The 16,267-nt window shown below is 33.8% G+C and carries 23 protein-coding genes, 1 tRNA gene and 1 pseudogene; 17 read left to right on the top strand and 8 right to left on the bottom strand.

What is annotated here, in order from left to right:
* Positions 1–94: 94 nt before the first annotated feature.
* Genes C9E89_RS23370 through C9E89_RS23375 form a run of 3 tightly spaced genes read left to right on the top strand, consistent with a single transcriptional unit; the run spans position 95 to position 608 of the window.
* Positions 95–235 (top strand): hypothetical protein, encoded by a 141-nt coding sequence (locus tag C9E89_RS23370; protein ID WP_171405185.1) that lies wholly within the window; start codon positions 95–97, stop codon positions 233–235.
* 2 nt (positions 236–237) lie between these two features.
* Positions 238–453 (top strand): hypothetical protein, encoded by a 216-nt coding sequence (locus tag C9E89_RS20015; protein ID WP_107009996.1) that lies wholly within the window; start codon positions 238–240, stop codon positions 451–453.
* Positions 454–464: 11 nt separating this feature from the next.
* The gene (locus C9E89_RS23375) at positions 465–608 is read left to right on the top strand and encodes a hypothetical protein (RefSeq protein ID WP_171405186.1); all 144 of its coding nucleotides are present in this window, start codon (positions 465–467) and stop codon (positions 606–608) included.
* A 29-nt stretch (positions 609–637) separates the two neighbouring features.
* Here the strand turns inward: C9E89_RS23375 and C9E89_RS20020 are convergent, their stop codons facing one another.
* The 3 genes from C9E89_RS20020 to C9E89_RS20030 form a co-directional block, all read right to left on the bottom strand.
* Positions 638–1,471 carry a hypothetical protein gene (locus C9E89_RS20020; protein WP_107009995.1) on the bottom strand — a complete coding sequence of 278 codons (834 nt, stop codon included), beginning with the start codon at positions 1,469–1,471 and terminating at the stop codon, positions 638–640.
* A gap of 13 nt (positions 1,472–1,484) precedes the next feature.
* On the bottom strand, positions 1,485–2,345 hold the full coding sequence (locus tag C9E89_RS20025; protein WP_228199080.1) for a hypothetical protein: 861 nt from the start codon (positions 2,343–2,345) through the stop codon (positions 1,485–1,487).
* A gap of 108 nt (positions 2,346–2,453) precedes the next feature.
* Complete coding sequence (locus tag C9E89_RS20030; RefSeq protein WP_107009994.1) at positions 2,454–3,068, bottom strand: WYL domain-containing protein; 615 nt, start codon at positions 3,066–3,068, stop codon at positions 2,454–2,456.
* A gap of 314 nt (positions 3,069–3,382) precedes the next feature.
* Between C9E89_RS20030 and C9E89_RS20035 the strand changes: the two genes are divergently transcribed.
* From C9E89_RS20035 to C9E89_RS20045, 3 genes are read left to right on the top strand one after another with little or no spacing between them, the layout of a single operon-like run.
* A complete protein-coding gene (locus tag C9E89_RS20035) occupies positions 3,383–3,586 on the top strand; it encodes a hypothetical protein (RefSeq protein WP_107009993.1) in 204 nt (67 codons plus the stop codon).
* Between the two features lie 3 nt (positions 3,587–3,589).
* On the top strand, positions 3,590–4,396 hold the full coding sequence (locus C9E89_RS20040; protein ID WP_107009992.1) for a Rha family transcriptional regulator: 807 nt from the start codon (positions 3,590–3,592) through the stop codon (positions 4,394–4,396).
* A gap of 12 nt (positions 4,397–4,408) precedes the next feature.
* Positions 4,409–4,969, top strand: coding sequence for a hypothetical protein (locus C9E89_RS20045; protein WP_107009991.1), 561 nt, complete (start codon positions 4,409–4,411; stop codon positions 4,967–4,969).
* A gap of 77 nt (positions 4,970–5,046) precedes the next feature.
* Here C9E89_RS20045 and C9E89_RS20050 read toward each other — a convergent pair whose 3' ends face one another.
* On the bottom strand, positions 5,047–5,916 hold the full coding sequence (locus tag C9E89_RS20050; RefSeq protein ID WP_107009990.1) for a hypothetical protein: 870 nt from the start codon (positions 5,914–5,916) through the stop codon (positions 5,047–5,049).
* 119 nt (positions 5,917–6,035) lie between these two features.
* Complete coding sequence (locus C9E89_RS20055) at positions 6,036–6,383, bottom strand: hypothetical protein (RefSeq protein WP_107009989.1); 348 nt, start codon at positions 6,381–6,383, stop codon at positions 6,036–6,038.
* An 82-nt stretch (positions 6,384–6,465) separates the two neighbouring features.
* Between C9E89_RS20055 and C9E89_RS20060 the strand changes: the two genes are divergently transcribed.
* The 11 genes and pseudogenes from C9E89_RS20060 to C9E89_RS20105 all read left to right on the top strand — a co-directional run bounded on the left by C9E89_RS20060 (position 6,466) and on the right by C9E89_RS20105 (position 13,711).
* Entirely contained in the window at positions 6,466–6,666 is a 201-nt protein-coding gene (locus tag C9E89_RS20060; protein ID WP_107009988.1) for a hypothetical protein, read from the top strand.
* A 4-nt stretch (positions 6,667–6,670) separates the two neighbouring features.
* On the top strand, positions 6,671–6,916 hold the full coding sequence (locus C9E89_RS20065; protein WP_107009987.1) for a hypothetical protein: 246 nt from the start codon (positions 6,671–6,673) through the stop codon (positions 6,914–6,916).
* 4 nt (positions 6,917–6,920) lie between these two features.
* Complete coding sequence (locus C9E89_RS23380; RefSeq protein WP_171405187.1) at positions 6,921–7,094, top strand: hypothetical protein; 174 nt, start codon at positions 6,921–6,923, stop codon at positions 7,092–7,094.
* A gap of 19 nt (positions 7,095–7,113) precedes the next feature.
* The gene (locus C9E89_RS20070; RefSeq protein ID WP_107009986.1) at positions 7,114–9,873 is read left to right on the top strand and encodes a toprim domain-containing protein; all 2,760 of its coding nucleotides are present in this window, start codon (positions 7,114–7,116) and stop codon (positions 9,871–9,873) included.
* Positions 9,874–9,949: 76 nt separating this feature from the next.
* Positions 9,950–10,195, top strand: coding sequence for a hypothetical protein (locus C9E89_RS20075; protein WP_107009985.1), 246 nt, complete (start codon positions 9,950–9,952; stop codon positions 10,193–10,195).
* Positions 10,196–10,210: 15 nt separating this feature from the next.
* A pseudogene (locus C9E89_RS20080) lies at positions 10,211–10,576 on the top strand (hypothetical protein); the annotation flags it as partial.
* Between the two features lie 3 nt (positions 10,577–10,579).
* Complete coding sequence (locus tag C9E89_RS20085; RefSeq protein WP_107009984.1) at positions 10,580–10,888, top strand: hypothetical protein; 309 nt, start codon at positions 10,580–10,582, stop codon at positions 10,886–10,888.
* Between the two features lie 85 nt (positions 10,889–10,973).
* Positions 10,974–11,618 (top strand): hypothetical protein, encoded by a 645-nt coding sequence (locus tag C9E89_RS20090; RefSeq protein ID WP_228199082.1) that lies wholly within the window; start codon positions 10,974–10,976, stop codon positions 11,616–11,618.
* Positions 11,618–11,941, top strand: a complete 324-nt coding sequence (locus C9E89_RS20095; RefSeq protein ID WP_107009983.1) for a hypothetical protein — start codon at positions 11,618–11,620, stop codon at positions 11,939–11,941. The genes C9E89_RS20090 and C9E89_RS20095 overlap by 1 nt, the downstream gene beginning before the upstream one ends.
* A 175-nt stretch (positions 11,942–12,116) precedes the next feature.
* The gene (locus C9E89_RS20100; protein ID WP_107009982.1) at positions 12,117–13,277 is read left to right on the top strand and encodes a tyrosine-type recombinase/integrase; all 1,161 of its coding nucleotides are present in this window, start codon (positions 12,117–12,119) and stop codon (positions 13,275–13,277) included.
* A 357-nt stretch (positions 13,278–13,634) separates the two neighbouring features.
* Positions 13,635–13,711, top strand: a tRNA-Pro gene (locus tag C9E89_RS20105).
* A 138-nt stretch (positions 13,712–13,849) separates the two neighbouring features.
* Here C9E89_RS20105 and C9E89_RS20110 read toward each other — a convergent pair.
* Genes C9E89_RS20110 through C9E89_RS20120 form a run of 3 tightly spaced genes read right to left on the bottom strand, consistent with a single transcriptional unit; the run spans position 13,850 to position 16,034 of the window.
* On the bottom strand, positions 13,850–14,329 hold the full coding sequence (locus C9E89_RS20110; protein ID WP_107009981.1) for an OmpA family protein: 480 nt from the start codon (positions 14,327–14,329) through the stop codon (positions 13,850–13,852).
* 20 nt (positions 14,330–14,349) lie between these two features.
* Entirely contained in the window at positions 14,350–15,567 is a 1,218-nt protein-coding gene (locus C9E89_RS20115) for a sensor domain-containing diguanylate cyclase (protein WP_107009980.1), read from the bottom strand.
* Positions 15,568–15,572: 5 nt separating this feature from the next.
* Positions 15,573–16,034, bottom strand: a complete 462-nt coding sequence (locus tag C9E89_RS20120; RefSeq protein ID WP_378227515.1) for a YfiR family protein — start codon at positions 16,032–16,034, stop codon at positions 15,573–15,575.
* Positions 16,035–16,267 lie beyond the last annotated feature (233 nt).

The following is a 16,267-nucleotide window of genomic DNA, read 5'->3' on the forward strand; positions in this document are numbered from 1 at the left end:
ATTTAACTCATTTCCCATTCTTTTTTAGAGTAATAGCATAATGTTTTTAAAGTTTTTGAGTTTCATTTTTATAATTTGTTTCTTTGGATTTATAATGACTTATACAGGTATAAAAAGTGGAATTCCACTTCAATTAATTTGGGTTGCATTAGTAACTTTTATAAGCCTCATGGGTGGTATAGGTATCATTCTAATAGAGCTTGATAATATCAAAAATAAATTAGAGAAAAAATAAAAATGATCAACGTTACTCCAGATCATCCAATCGCACACGAAGCATATGAGCAAGTGAAAAACATGCGTTGTAATTATGTTCATATTATTGCTCAAACATATCAAAAGTCCGAAACAGAACAGGGCTTTTTTATCGCAGGGATTTATCCAAATTTAACCGAAGGTGGTTTTAATCGTTTGGATTGGATTGCAGAGTTTGAGGAATTAAATAGGGATTAATCCTTGTATTTATGTGGATGATTCAATACTTCATTGCATTATTACTAGTCGGTGCTGTGTCTGTTCAGCACCGAGCTGCTGCATTTATTTTTATCATTATTTTGCTATATATCGATCTTTTAAAAAACCAAACCATCATGGGATGGATTCAATGAAAAAATCCCTCATTTTGAGGGATTTCATTTTAAGCTGCTTCTTTTTTCATCCACATGATCATACGATCATTGAGTTCTTCCTCAGAATCAGCAGAGTCAATATTAAATCCACATTTCTTAAACTTGAAATCAAGTTTATCCAATGCTTCTCCAACATCATCTGCTTTCTTTTCATCTAATTTCTGTAATTCTGTTGCAGAAGGCTTAAGAACAAAAAAGTTTGGTTGTTTGCGGTCAATCTGAGCAGCAGTAAATAAGTCTGTCGCTAGAGTTAAATAATTTGAATTGATGGTATCAATATTATTACTAACAACAGAAACTAAACTACCATAAGATTGCTTACTTCGAATAGGTACATATAAATTGCTCCCATCTTTCTGTAGGTAACTATCCTTAGGAAAGAGTTCTAATAACTCTTTGAGGTCAGCAGAGTTGTTTAAGGATTTTCGTAAATTCTTGGATGCTCTCGTTAAGAAATAGTCATTCTTAATAATGCTGAATTCACTTCTCTTTTTCTTTTTTTCCTCATGTAGTTTACCTAAGCTAACCGTACGCTTATATAAGCGCGCTAGTATTTGGTCTGTATCAGCTCCTTTAGCTAACCCTTTACTGATGAATCTAATTTGATCAGAAAAATCAAAAAATTTATTATCAAAAGATGCCTCATATAACTCTATGACATCTTTAAGATGTTGAGATGTTTGTTCATCATACAAACAGGTTACACGTCCGAAGTGGTCAAGAAGTTTAAAGTATTCTTGACCATCATATTTAAAAGTAACACCAATATTAAGAAATTCTTCAGTTGCTATATCTGGGTTCCATTGAACCAAAGACCATTCGCCCTTTAATATATTACTCATATGAATTCACCATTTATGCAGCTAATGCAAGGGGTAAACGAGACGCTATATTAGCAAATCGACGATCAAAATAATCGAAGAAGTGGTTGATATTTGTACTTAATTTACTATCAATAATAGAATCTATTTTAATAATTTCATCTTTAACCTGTACTAAAGCATTGGTATAAGACGTTTGCTGATGGATTGCTGAGTCTAATATCGGTTTACACCTAGAAGGATGAATAATTGCCCCATGATGACTCTCTTTAAAAATATTTAGCATCTTATTATCACAATCTAAATCAGCATTGATAGATTGAATTAGCCAATTTTCGACGCCAAAAAGACGTCCATGGTCAATAATAGCTACATTATTTTTATTGATAAAAATGAGATTTCCAATATTTCGATCTATATTACCAATCCAATCATCAAAGGCAATTAGGTTAGGAAATTGAGACCAATTATTAAGAAAAATCATTAGCTTTTGGGCTTCATCGTTTGTGACATTATTCGGATAGTTTTTTAAAAAGGTCTTTCTTAGATTATCACCACCAAGACTAGAAGTAACCCATCCATATACAAAACCATTGTCAGAAGCAAACGGATCATTAGAAGTGTCAATGGAAAATTCATTAACATCAAGTTTTATTAAAGCAGCACGGTTAGACTGTGGTAAATTTACTGTTCCAGCGAGTAAAAATCCAAAACTTTCATTTATCAGTTCTTTAATACGAACATCTGCAGGGAAAAGTTTGACATAAGAGTCTATAACTTGACCATCTGGCCATTGTACTGTTGCTAGATAGGTTCGAGCAGAAATCCCACCACTAGTTGGACTCATTTGTTTAAGTGTATCTAGATAACCATCACTTTCAATAATCTCAATCATTTTAATTGTTTATAAAAGATAACGATTCACTATATTGACATAGCGGCACACTATAGGCAATCAGAAAATACATCTGAACCAAAACCTAAATTTGTACCACCGCCACCATTAATTAAATTTCAATAGATTTAATATTTCTTTATAATCTAGATATTCTTTATTTGATTCATAATCATAAATTTTAATTATCCGATCTACTCTAAAACTCCGTAGATCATTGGAGCTAAAACAAAAAGCTTCGACATAATAATATTCATTATGTTCAAAATCTTTTTTAATAAGTTCCAAAAAACAAATATCTCGAATAGATATGTGATTCCCCATAGATTGATAAGTAATTTCAAATTCAGGTGTATAAAAATCATTTAAATGAGTATTTTTATTATTTGAAGTACACTTTGGCGATATTCTTTTGTGCTGAATAGTAATTTCAGGAATTTGGGTACGTGTATCAAATTTATGTGCTAATAACTTTGCATGCTTCTTATGTTCTTTTAAAGATAGCTTTTGTTGTTTCTGACTTAGAGTTTTTTCTGATTTTTTATTGTTTAGATCATCGGATGTTAAGAGGTTAGAATTGGTTGATTTCAAACTTTGTTTTAAATCAGTCCAAGTCTTTTTCAATTCTTCATTGTTTTTTTCTTGATACTCTTTTTTAAATTTACCAGTCTTCCACGCATAAATAATCCATGCAACAAGAAAAATGGATAAAATTTCAATCATTTTAATAGTTTATAAAAAATAGTCATACACCATGTTGACATAGTGTGCCACTATCGGCAATATGTATTTACACAGCAAAATCTGTGTACAGGCGTGACAACCTGAAAACTTTCCCAAAGAGCAGAAATCATCCGCTCAGTAGCGGCTTTTTTTTGCCTAAACTGTCAGATCAGCTATACTTCGTTATGGTAGATCGGCAGGGCAGCTTCGCGCTGGCCGTTTCTTTGGGTACGGTATTGTCACCCCTGTCGGTCTGCCACCATTCCGTGACAAGAATGGCGGTAGGTTTTGAACTTACCCAAAGGAATTTAGTCATGAAAAGACAGGTTCAAGCCCGTGCATCTGCATATTCTAAAAATGCTCATATCATTGAACACACTCCTATCTACGATATCGAAGCGTTTGAAAAACGCCTTAAACAACGTAAAACGCAACAATTCTTCAAAAGCCTACTTTCCAACAGCTTTATTCTCAGTACATTTGTGCTTACATTCTCATTATTATTTATTTGGGAATAAGCCATGACGACATTCGAATTACAAAATGCTGTTTTCATCCAAGACCAACAAATCAAAACTGATAGTTTAAAAGTTGCCGAAGTATTTGGAAAACGTCATAGTGACATTATTCGTGCGATAAATAATATAGATTGTTCATCCGAATTCACTGAGCGCAATTTTGCGCTCAGTGAATATATAGACAAATCTGGTCGTTCATTGCCAATGCATGAAATGACCAAAGATGGGTTTATTTTTCTTGCGATGGGCTTTACTGGAGCGAAAGCAGCACAAATCAAAGAAGCTTATATTCATGCTTTTAACCACATGGCAGAAGTATTACACAAACAAAGTACCCAACTTCAAACCATCCAAGTCGGTTCTGTGGTGCAACTCCGTTCAGGCAGTCCAAATCTGACAGTCAACAACATTTACGATGACATAGCGGAGGTAATCTGGTTCAGAGGAGGACGTATTGTTCGGGAACAATTACCGCTCAGTTGCCTAAGCTTAGGTGAAAGTGACCAAATCCCAACCAATATGACGCATTCATTGGAACATTTTTGGTCAACTTTATATACACATGGTGTCCATAACTACAACCACAGCAACCGCACTGATCAAATTGCAATAAATCTCACACAGGTTTTAGATTTATTTCCTGAACTATTTAAACGTAATGATCTCACTCAGATACTGCCACAAAGCAAAACACCTTATCCAAAATATATGGAACATAACATTCCAGTACAAAGCCGATTAGAGCGAAAAACCATACGCTGTTGGATATTTAAAAGTAATCAACCAACTATGATCGATGTTGGACGATAGGGAGAAAAAAATATGAATGAAAATATAATCCCATACGTTCCAATTGCAGATCGTGTACAAGCAAAAACTGAAAAGAGTAGGCTTCTCTGTCAGCAGTTATTCACGCTTATTGATCAATGTGTATCAGCACAATTTGCATTTAATCATGATACAGAAAAGGGTTATCTATCGATCTGCCCAGATCAAATCAATGATTTGCTTTTAGAACTATCAAAATCTGAGCAGTTAAAAACTAAATTAGATATAAATATCTTAAAACAGTCGCTAGATGATCTTATTTATCCTACATTCAAAGGAGAACATACAGTTACAAGTCATATCTGGAATAAAACGGAAGTCACTGTTTGGCAATTTCAATTAAATCAAATTGCTACAGGGGTAGATATGCCAAATTTAGACAAAGATGTTGAATTAAACTTAGATATGGCATTAAGTTCAATTCGCTTGTGGAGAAACTCACTTGAAACATCAAATGAAAATAAACAGGTAGTCTACAACAGTAATGACTTAGTTTATAAATTACTTGATTTAGAAAACAAGCTGTTAAAGGTTCAGGAACATATAGAGGACTAGAATAAAAAAACCCACTGAAAAGTGGGTTTTTTAAGATATCAATTATTTTAGTAAGTGTTAACGAAAACATAAAACAATTACTCTACTTGGTATATCTGTTTAACGTTTTTTCCTAAATTACCTAGACTGCTCTTATCTACAATAATCGCGCGGTTACTATTCTTAAGATTAATATTTTCTTCAATCTTGTTGATTTTCTCTTCAATCAGTTCTGGCGGCATATTTATATAATCATTACTTAAAAATGGTGTTACTTTTACTGCAAGAAGGGTTCTATTTTGTTCTTTTTCATCTGTTTGGAAAAATTGACCATCAATATTCCAACCTGGTCCATTAACTTTCCCTTTAGCATCAACTTTTTTTAATGCTCTGAATTTCTGATAAATAATAGTTGCACTTTCAATGAATAAAACATCTTTTAAATTACAATCGCTATTATTTTTCAATTTTTGAGTTAGTCCTTTACTCACTCGAGTAAATTCTCTTCTATCTATATCTGACATTCTAATAGATGTTGTTGGTCCTTTAAATAAATTATATTCAATTCGATAATCTGAGCTCGTCCCAGCTTCTGCTATTAGGAAACCTATTTGAGAAGCTGACTCTTTATTAATTACAAATGATTCAAAAGTTAATTTCTCATTTTTGATTTCAGGGGGAGTTGTATTGTGTTTTAATATAGAATTGCCATAAGGAATGAAGTAAGTTTTTGAATCTTTCTCACAAAAAGCCACGATACGTCCAGGAATGTCGTTAAGCATCTCTTGTTCAGCAATTACTTTGTCCAAAATAATAAAATCTGCTAATGGGTCTTTAAATTGAGTTTCTGTAATTTCTCCAGATGCATCTTTAATGGGTTTAGAACCACTAATTCCAGAAAGTAATTTTGCAAATACAGAGTTTGATGTAAATAAAAGAATAATTGATAGTGAAATAATACTTTTCATAATGTCCCCCATACAGTTTTAAAAAATTTGAATTTTTATAGTCTATATATATAGTTTTTATCATTAAAATGAAATAAAAAAACTCACTTTGAAGTGAGTTTTTTTATTTATTAAACACATTATTTTTCCGTATCTTTTGCCATGACTTTACTTAAACTGAGTAATGCTTCCTGCGCTTCAGGACTAATTTGTCGATACGCTTTTAACAACAAACTTTCTTCACTTGTAAGACCACTAAAGTCAGGGTCTATACCAAGCAGCACATAGCGAATATCAATACCTTGTTCATGCAGTTTTGCCAAATAAACCCATTGATCAGGGACTTTGTTTCTCACATAGTTGCCAAGCGTATTTTCATGTGCGCCAATGTCTCGACTTAGAGATTTCGCTCTAAAATTATTCTTATCTAATTCTGACTTAAAACGTTCAGAAATGACGACTGACAGCTCGTCATAGTTATCGGACATATATTTCACCTTTTTGTATTGTATGGACAATAATTTGTGCTATAGTGTGCCATAGCATACCACTATGTCCGTAGGATACTGTATGAGTACAACAAATTCACCTGCAAGCAGATTACGTTCACAAAAAATTGACGGTGGACGTGTACGTTGCGTTGTGTACCTTCCCAAACAAGAATTTGAAGAAATTCAAAAAATCTCAAATGCAACAGGTACAAGCCAATCTAATGTAATTGCCCAATTTTATTTTCAGGGCAAAAATGCCAATGAAAAACAAGAGGACTAACTTTATGTCTCTACAATCACGTCGTATAAAAAGACAACTCCGCGATAACCGTTTCAGCATTAACTTAACGAATGATGAAACAGATCTATTAACAGCAATCTCTAATCTAACGGGTGTTGAAATTGGTGTTCTTCTTCGCCAAATGGTGATGAAGCAAGCAATTGAAACTCTTACAGATGATTCTGAAGACGATTTTAATTTGAACCAATTCATAAGTGAAGGCGCACAAGGACAGCTTTCAGGGAGCTGAAAAGATGCACAGTCAAACTATAGTTCTTTCACATAAAGAACTAGAAATAGTGCAAGAAGTGCAAAAACAAATGGGTTTTAACTCAATTGAAGAAACAATGACCTATCTAGCCGAACAAAGAATTAGAGAAAAACTTCTAAATCTGGCAGGGCAGGAAATAAAACGTAAAAGACATTAATTTAGGAAGTTTATTGAAAATGATGTTTCCAGAAACACAAATACGAATAGTTGAAAAACTTGAAAGTGTTTATGGCTTTAAACGTAAGCCTTCTAAAAACGGTGATAAATTACGTGGTCGATGCCCAGACTGTAACCACAAAGAAGCATCAGCATGGGCATTTGCTGATGAACCGTGGGTGGTATTTTGCCCACGTAAAAATGAATGCGGACATGAAAATCATGTCCGTGACCTCTTTCCAGAGCTTTTTGAAAAATGGGAAAAGCGTTTTGAGCCTACACCACAAGATCCATTACGTACTGTAAATGCATACTTAGTAGAAGAACGTGGTTTTCCAATAGACAAATTAAAAGGGTTATATTCACAAGAGTCTTTTACACGTTATAAACCAAAGAAAACAACATCTATTACCTTGCGCTTTCCGATCATAGATGAAGAAGGCAATCAGGGTTGGTGGCAACGTATCTTAGATCAACAAGATATATTGCCTAAAACAACATTTAAAGAAGATTGGTCATCAGGTGGTCATGCATGGATGACACCAGATACAAACTATATTGAATCAAAAGAGATTTGGATTACCGAAGGCATCTTCGACACTATCGCATTTTGGTTGTCAGGTATTACGTCATTTTCACAACTAGCTGCAGGTAATTATCCAAAGATTTTTTTGGATCATATCGCTCAAAAATGTGCTGAAGCAGACAAACCATTACCAAAACTGGTATGGGCATTAGACAATGATGAAGCAGGTCATAAGGGTATTTTTAAAAATATTGAACTTGCTGAAGCTGATGGTTTTGAGTGTGAAGCGGCATTACCGCCATATGGTCGTAAAAAACAAGACTGGAATGATCTTTATAAACAAGATCGACTTAAATTTACTGACTTAGAAACATACAAATACTATGGTGCTTTGCTGATTGCAGAGAAAGCTGTGGATAAAGGCATACTTATCTACAAGCGTCACGGTACTAAATCATTTCCATTTGATTTTCAAAACCAAACTTATTGGTTCAAACTTGAAATGGAAAAATATGATGAATACATGAAAAATCTTGGTACAGAGCCTAATGATAATGAAGATTGGGCACAGGAAGAAAAAGATTTTGCGCTTGCAGAACGTCGAGACTCAGCTTTAGATGCAGCAGCAACAGCAACACGTTTAATGAAGTGTAAACTAACAGCACTTTATAAACAGAACAGTTATGAAACAGATGAATCTTGGTACTTCTTTAATGTTGATATGCCACGAAATCAACATTCAGTAAAAAATACATTCACTGGTGCACAACTTGCTTCTTCATCAGAGTTTAAAAAACGTCTACTTTCGATTACATCTGCAGTCTTTGTTGGAAATGGTACACAGCTTGACTATTTACTGGATCGATGGATTGATGGCATACAAAACGTTGAGTTGATCAACTATATTGGTTATCACAAAGATTATAAAACCTATGTTTTAGGTGATGTTGCGATTCATAACGGTAGACGCTTCAGTATAAACAAAGAAGAGTATTTTGAACTTCCAAAGAAAGTGAACCTAAAAGCACGAGCACCGTTTCAACTAGAAATTAACAGCAAAAAGGGTGAATACAGTAATGCATGGGTCATAGATCTACTCGATGCATATGATGTACGTGGCTTGGTTGCACTTACTTCATTTTTCGGCAGCCTATTTGCACAACAGATCCGAAGCCAAGACAAATCATTTCCATTTGTTGAGCTAGTCGGTGAACCAGGAACAGGTAAATCTACATTATTGGCATTTTTATGGAAGTTGTTTGGGCGTTCAAATTATGAAGGGATAGACCCTGCAAAATCATCACAATCAGGATTGCTCCGTACTTTCCGTCAAGTATCTAATTTACCAGTCGTTTTATTGGAGTCAGATCGGGAAGGTGATAAAGGTTCCGTCAGACAGTTCGACTGGAATGCTTTCAAAACTTTATATGACAACGGTTCACTGGGTGCAAAAGGCGTAAAAAATGGTGGGAATGAAACCTATGAACCACCATTTATGGGAACATTGATTATCAGCCAAAACGCTGAAATCGTATCAACCGAAGCAGTTATGGGACGTATTGTTCAGTACAAGTTTTTAAAAGAACAAATGTCGAAAAAAGGTCTTTATGCATCACGCAGACTAGAAAAGTATGAACAGTCTGAGATCAGTCAATTTATTTTATTGTGTGTTGAAAAAGAGCAAGCCATTTTAGAGGGCTATCGTTTAGGCATGCAAAAGTACGATGAATTTTTACATCAAGATATACACAACATCAAAAGCTCACGAGTGATACATAACCATGCTCAAATCATGGCGTTATTTGATGCCTTATGTACACATGTACTTATTGAAAAAGATGCTCATGGTGTATCGAAAAGTTTAATTCCAAATGTTATGCGAGAAAAAGTCCATGCGGAACTATTAATGATGGCGATGAATCGCGACAAAGTACTCAAGTCAGATCCTATTATTGTTCAAAATTTCTGGGCGACTGTCGAAGAAATGGAAGATGCAATCAAGATTCCAGACAGTAAAGAATCAAATGTTAACCATCATTCAAAACCACATTTGGTCGCAATTAACTTTGCACAGCTTTATCAACTTGCTGCAAATTATCGTTATTCATTGCCAGACCTCAATGAGCTACAGCATGCATTACGCCATAGTATTCATTATCGCTTTGTAGAAGCAAACAAAGCCGTCACCAGTAAGATTGACGGTAAATCAAAACGCTGTTGGATCTTTGAAAAACCAACAGCGCAACGGGACTAATCCCATTTTTAAATCGCACAGCCAAGAGCGGCAACTCAAAGCTGTGCTTTACATCACTCGGTCGGAGAACCAAATAATGCAGAGTCATTCTATCTTAACTCAAGAGCAAGATGCAGCTTCTAATGCTGTCCTTACACCAGAACTGATCCATCCTCGCTATTTTTTGCATAAAAAAAGCATTCCACATGCATTTCGTAAAAATTCAGCACAGATCAAAGTGCTGCCTTTACAAGAAAAGGAAATTGAATTTCGTAAGAAATGGGCACAGCGTCAAGAAGTATTTATTCAACACATGCCAAGTACTGCGGTTTTAGGAGCTTAAATCATGTCAAAAAATATTTTAGAGACTTTGCCCTTAGAAAATGACTGCATGATTGGACAAGTTTGGTTTATGAAAGGCACACCAGTATCAGCATTGATTAAACATGCAGAGGCGATCTATAAAGCAGAAGTCATTGCTCAAAATTCAAAAATTGACTTTGGAACGGATGATAACGAACTTTGGTGGGCACATGATGTTCCTTTTTTTGGAACAGTTCAAATGAATTGGATTGCAGATGACTCAGAATGGGATATCTATTTTAATCAATGTTGGCAAGGTCCATTCAATTCCAAATCTGAATGTATAAAACATCTAGAAGAATGTATTCAAGAAAAACGTGAAGAACAAAAAGCCCATAAAGAACAAGGCTTGGAGGGGTAATTCATGTCTAAATATCAATGTAAATGTGGTGGTTTGATTCTTCCTGATTTTGATTCATTTAAATTGGCTGATGCTGTCAATTGCATGATTGAAACTTGTAAATCAATTGGAAACGGACAGGTAATTGTAAGGCAAAAAGCATTCGTTGGAATAATTACAAAAATTGATGGTGATAAATTCACAATTGAAGGAAATAGCAAAACACATATTTTTGAACGAGGTGAATTTACACCTATAAAAGCACCAGGACCTATTGAGTATTTCCGAATTGGTAAATGCCGTTGTGAATTAGACAAGGAACAACAAGCATGAATTTTACATTTAAAAACGCAATGCTTTTCTGCTTCTGTATATCTATCCCTGTGTCGACCGTTATTTTTGTAATTGGAGAAAACCAATGAATAAAAACAAATTTATGGCACTCAAAGCCAAAAAAGCAGCACAACTTCAAAAACAGCAACAAGCTGTAGCTGCAGGACCGTACGAACTTAGTATGTCTTTTTGTATTGATGAAGTGAATACCACGATCGACAAATATCGTGAAGAAACAGGACTAGAAGATGCTGAAGCAACACCAGAACATATTGCATATTCTGTCTACCATGGTGATTTGATCATTTGCCTAAAGAATCTCTTGATTCCGTTAGAACAAGAGTGGAACTTTGGTGTAGATAGTCATTATTACAATGTGGAAACAGATCATATTTTGACGATACCAGTTCAGTTCCAAATGCCAAAAATGTCATTCAAAGATTTTCGCTTTGGTAGCTCTTTACCTGTGGATCGTGGACATGGATTAAAAACCCGATGGAAAGGAATTGGTAAAGAGCTTGATGAAATTCTAATGGCAGATGCACCAGAAGGTTATATCCGTGTCCGGAGTGAAGCAATACTAATATGTGTCACAGGCTTCTCAGACTATGAATGCTTAAAAGAATTTAACTTTGTAAAACGTGTCATTCGTGCACAAGGTTTAGAGGGCATCAAGAATGTCAATGAAGCAATTAACAAAGACAAAGACCAAACAGCACAGGTGGCATGATGGGCATTAAAAAATTAGTAACAATTACTGTTGAAGCCGTAATTGAAATAGAACTTCCTGAATGGGCATCGAATCCAACAAGTAAAGATCTAAATGATATTCAAGCATGTGGCTTTGATGTTGAAAACTCTAATGATATTTATCAAAAAGCAGCTGAACTGATACTTTTGGGTTTTGATGACTGTAATAATGATGTGTTTGGATTTATTTATCCATCATGGAGTAAGAGGACAATGGAAGATTCAGAAAAAAAATCATTTTTTGATTTAAGAGATAGGTACGTTGAAGATTGTGAAGTTGAAACAATGGAGCAATTAAAATGACAGCTTTAATTTTTGATATGGAAATTCAAAAGTTTGAGGTGGACAATGCCTAAACTGCGGTGCTGATGAAAAACTTCCGTTTATCTAATTAAGCACCTCTCATGCACCTCCGATCGGAGGTGCATTCTATTAAAATCTCCCTAATACTTTAAAATACTTAAATGTAGGTAAAATTATGTCTGCAGGACTAGAAATTCGTGGAAAATCAATGCGAATTTGGATCAAAACGAATACGGCAGAACCAATAATCAAAGAAACTTTGGACTGGCAATTTACTCCAGAAAATCAGCGTAGAGCAAAAAGCTTAGCTGAATTAATTAAGTTGGAGATCCAGTTAGATCAATTTGATTTAGCCAAACATTTTCCAAATTCAAAAAATTTGAAAAAAAACCAGATCAGCTACTATGCTCAACAATATTTAAATATGACAGTTAAAGAAGTTGCACCAAGTACTTATGATTCATATTACGGTCATGTCAAAAATCATATAAATCCAAAATGGGGCAAAGTTGCCCCTAAAGATATCAATACAAATATGTTGAAACGTTGGATACAACAACTTAAAGAAACACTAAATAATAAAACTGTTCGTGAAATTTTGACACGTTTTGCACAAATTCACGCACTCTGGAGAGATGAAAATCAGCAAGCATATAATCCATTTCAGAATATTGTAATTCAACAGGCAGATACTCCAGAGCCAGATCCATTCAATAAAACAGAAATAGCATTGTTATTGAATACACAAACAGATCTAGATATAGAAAACTTATTGCCTTGTCTGTTCTGGACGGGTTTATCTATGTCTGAACAAATACCTATAGCATGGGAAGATATTGATTTAGAAAAAGGCACAATATGGGTATCTAGATCTTATGTAAGAGGAGTTTATCGAGTAACTAAAAATAGACGTAGAAAAAGAGAAGTAAAACTTTTACAGCCTGCTGTTGAAGCACTCAAAAATCAATATAAAATCACAGGGAACCGTCATTCTAAGATAATTCAGATATTACAACGAGATAATAAAAGTTATAAACAAGAAAGGGTTAGATTTGTTTGGATTAATCAAGAACAAGGAGATCACTTCGAATATCATGAATTACGATATCGTTGGAATAAGCATCTTAAAAAAGCAAAAGTTAGGCATCGTGGAATTAATCAGGGTAGACATACATTTGCGAGTCAGTTACTTACAAGTGGTCAAGTACCTCCAGAATGGATTGCAGATCAGCTTGGTCATGCAGATACATCCATGATTTATAAACATTATGGAAAGTTAATCGCTGAAGACTTGCCTGATTATTTAACTAAGATAAATGACTATATACAACAGTAATTTCTATTACCTGAAAATTACTGCATTTGTTACCTTTTAGTTGAAATATAAGTGTCTAATTTTATAGACACTTTTTTTATTTATTACTTTATTACTAAAAATATTTTTATAAAACAGAGTCTTTGTATTGTTGAGAAGTATGTTCATAAAATTTGTCAAAACAGTCAATTTAGACATAAATTTTATTTATTTATATGAATAACAAAATTTTAGAAAAGAATTTTTTTTTGTCGGTCGATAACTTAATTACTCCCATATAAGGCATCTTTGATTTTATTGTGTTATTTAACTTTATGATTTATATATAAATAACTTGATTGTTGTCGTGGGTTCGAATCCCGTCATTCACCCCAATTTCGGAGCATAGCACAGCCTGGTAGTGCACCTGGTTTGGGACCAGGGGGTCGTAGGTTCGAATCCTACTGCTCCGACCAATTTAAGTTTACCCAAGTTTAAAACTTAAATATAAATTATCCGCTGATTAGGCGGTTTTTTTATGCCTAAAATTTAATAATCTGAAATTTGAATATAAAAAAAGGTCTATGACAGACCTTAAAATGATGAAAGTGAAATTATGGAATAATAATTACTGACACACGGCGGTTTTCTGCACGGTGTTCTTCGCTGTCATTGGTTTTAATGGGTTGTTCTGAACCTTTACCTATAATTTGAATATTACTTGGGTTGAAATGCTGAGCAATAAAGATATTCGCCACACTTTGGGCGCGCTTTTGAGAAAGCGTTGTGTTATAGCTTGCTGAGCCCACATCATCTGTATGACCCACGATTTTAACTTTGGTTAAGTTATATTTTTGCAACTGTTTTGAAAGATGCATAATAGAGTCGCGGTTTTGATCTTTAATTTCAGACTGATCAAAATCAAATAATAGACGTTCAGGCAGCCCTAAACTCCAACCTTCATCTGTTAATACAAAACCTTCTTTTTTTAATGCACGGACTTGATTGTATTTTAAGCCTCCTAAATTTAAACAACCTGTAAGTGCTAAGCATAATAAGGCAAGAAGTGGAAGCTTTAAGTGTGTTGTAAACATATGGTATCCCCTGATTAAAGTTAGTTATGGTAAATAAACCAATGATGAGTCAGTGATTTTGCTTTATACATTGCCTGATCTGCCTGAGAAATTAAATCTTCAGGAGAAATTGCCTGATTCGATAAAGCGATTCCTAAACTAAAACTAAAAGCTATACTTTGATTTTTATAGATCAAAGGTTTTTCACAACTTTTAATCAAATTTTCAGCAATTGAAATTAAGTGATCTACACGTTGGATTGAGCTTAAAATGATGGCAAATTCATCACCACTTAGACGAGCTACAAAATCATCCTGACGAATATTTTGTTTTAAGCGAGCAGCCATTTCTTTTAAAACAGCATCTCCAGCTTGATGCCCATATTGATCATTAATTACTTTAAAATTATTTGTGTCGATGAAAAGCAAAGCAATCTGTTGTTTTGTCGAAGTGTTTTTAAATGAATGTATTAGCGCTTGATAAAAATAACTACGATTAGGTAAACCTGTTAAGTGGTCATGTTGTACTTGATAGGAAAGTTGTTGGTTTTCCTTTTGCAAATGTGTATGCCATGATTGAATTTCTTCAAGTAATTGATTAAATACGCCATTTAAATGATTAAACTCTTGAATATCATTTTTAGGAAAACGTAAATTGTAGGCACTTTGTGTGCTGACGAGCTGAGCGATTTGAACAATAGGTGTCATTGATTGCATGATATGGCGATAGGTGAGATTTACAGACCACCATAACGCTAAAATCATAAAGAGCATTCCAATGCCTAAACCAACAAAAATTTTAATAATAAAAATTAAAATCTCATTGGAACTACCATAAAGAATAATCTTTCCGACATAATTACCATTATGTAGTACCGCAACATTAATCGCATCATGTAAAAAAATATGATCAAACAAATTTTGTAATGCAGAATAATGATCTATGCTTTTAATACTTTCAGAAATTTTTTGATCCTGATGATCATAGACTTCAATCAAGCGCACAGAATGTTGTTGAGTGTATTCATGTAAAATTTGTGATAAAGCAATTTTATCTTGAAAGACGAGTGCGGGTTGAATCCGCTCAGACACAGTACGACTAATTAATTGTAAATTTTGCTCAGCAAAAGATTTGACTGTAAAAACAGAAATTGTGGCAAAAGTAAAAGTGCAAATTAAAAAAGTAATTGCAAAAATAGTAAATTGAGACTTTCTAAAAAGGGTTTGCAATGATGTCGATTTATAAAATTTATGAATCATCTGTATTACTCCGAATTTTTGGCTAAGAGTAAGACGCGAGGATCCACATGGACTTTCGATCTGGCTAAGCTGTCTAAATTAACTTTAAAAACTGTATTGCCATTTTTTGCATTATTTAAGCAAAAAACGCTACCTATTTCACATTCATTATTGCTTGTACTAAAGGATAGAATCGATTGTGTTAAAGCTATGTTTATAAGTTTTTGTTCAATTGCTGGCGTTGTATTTGAGAAAAAAATAGCATCACAATTTGTTGATTTAACATCATTAGAATTAATATCTTTTACTGTGAAAGCTAAATTTTGTGATTTTAGATAAGAAGAAAACTGTTGAGTTGCATAATTATTTTCAAGAACGCATAAAGTAGCAGGTGGGTTGTTCCATTTGACATAACTTAAAATAGAAAGTGTCATCATATAAATATTATGCGTTGAGTTCGCTATTGAGAAATTACTAAATACAAGCAATCCCCCTACAAGCAAAATTTTTATCAGCTTACTCTGCAACATAATCATTATAAAAGTAGAATAATAATGATTGCATTCTAATGAAAAATGATAATGAGTTCAAAAAATCTATGTAAATGAAAAATTTTTTATGCCAATAATGCTTAAAAAATAGCAAAAAACTTCAATTTTGAAGAATAAATAAGCAGTCATACATAAAAAAAATAAAAAACCATAAAAAGGGGTTGCGTCGT

This window comes from Acinetobacter sichuanensis (assembly GCF_003024515.2).
Taxonomy (GTDB): Bacteria; Pseudomonadota; Gammaproteobacteria; order Pseudomonadales; family Moraxellaceae; genus Acinetobacter; species Acinetobacter sichuanensis.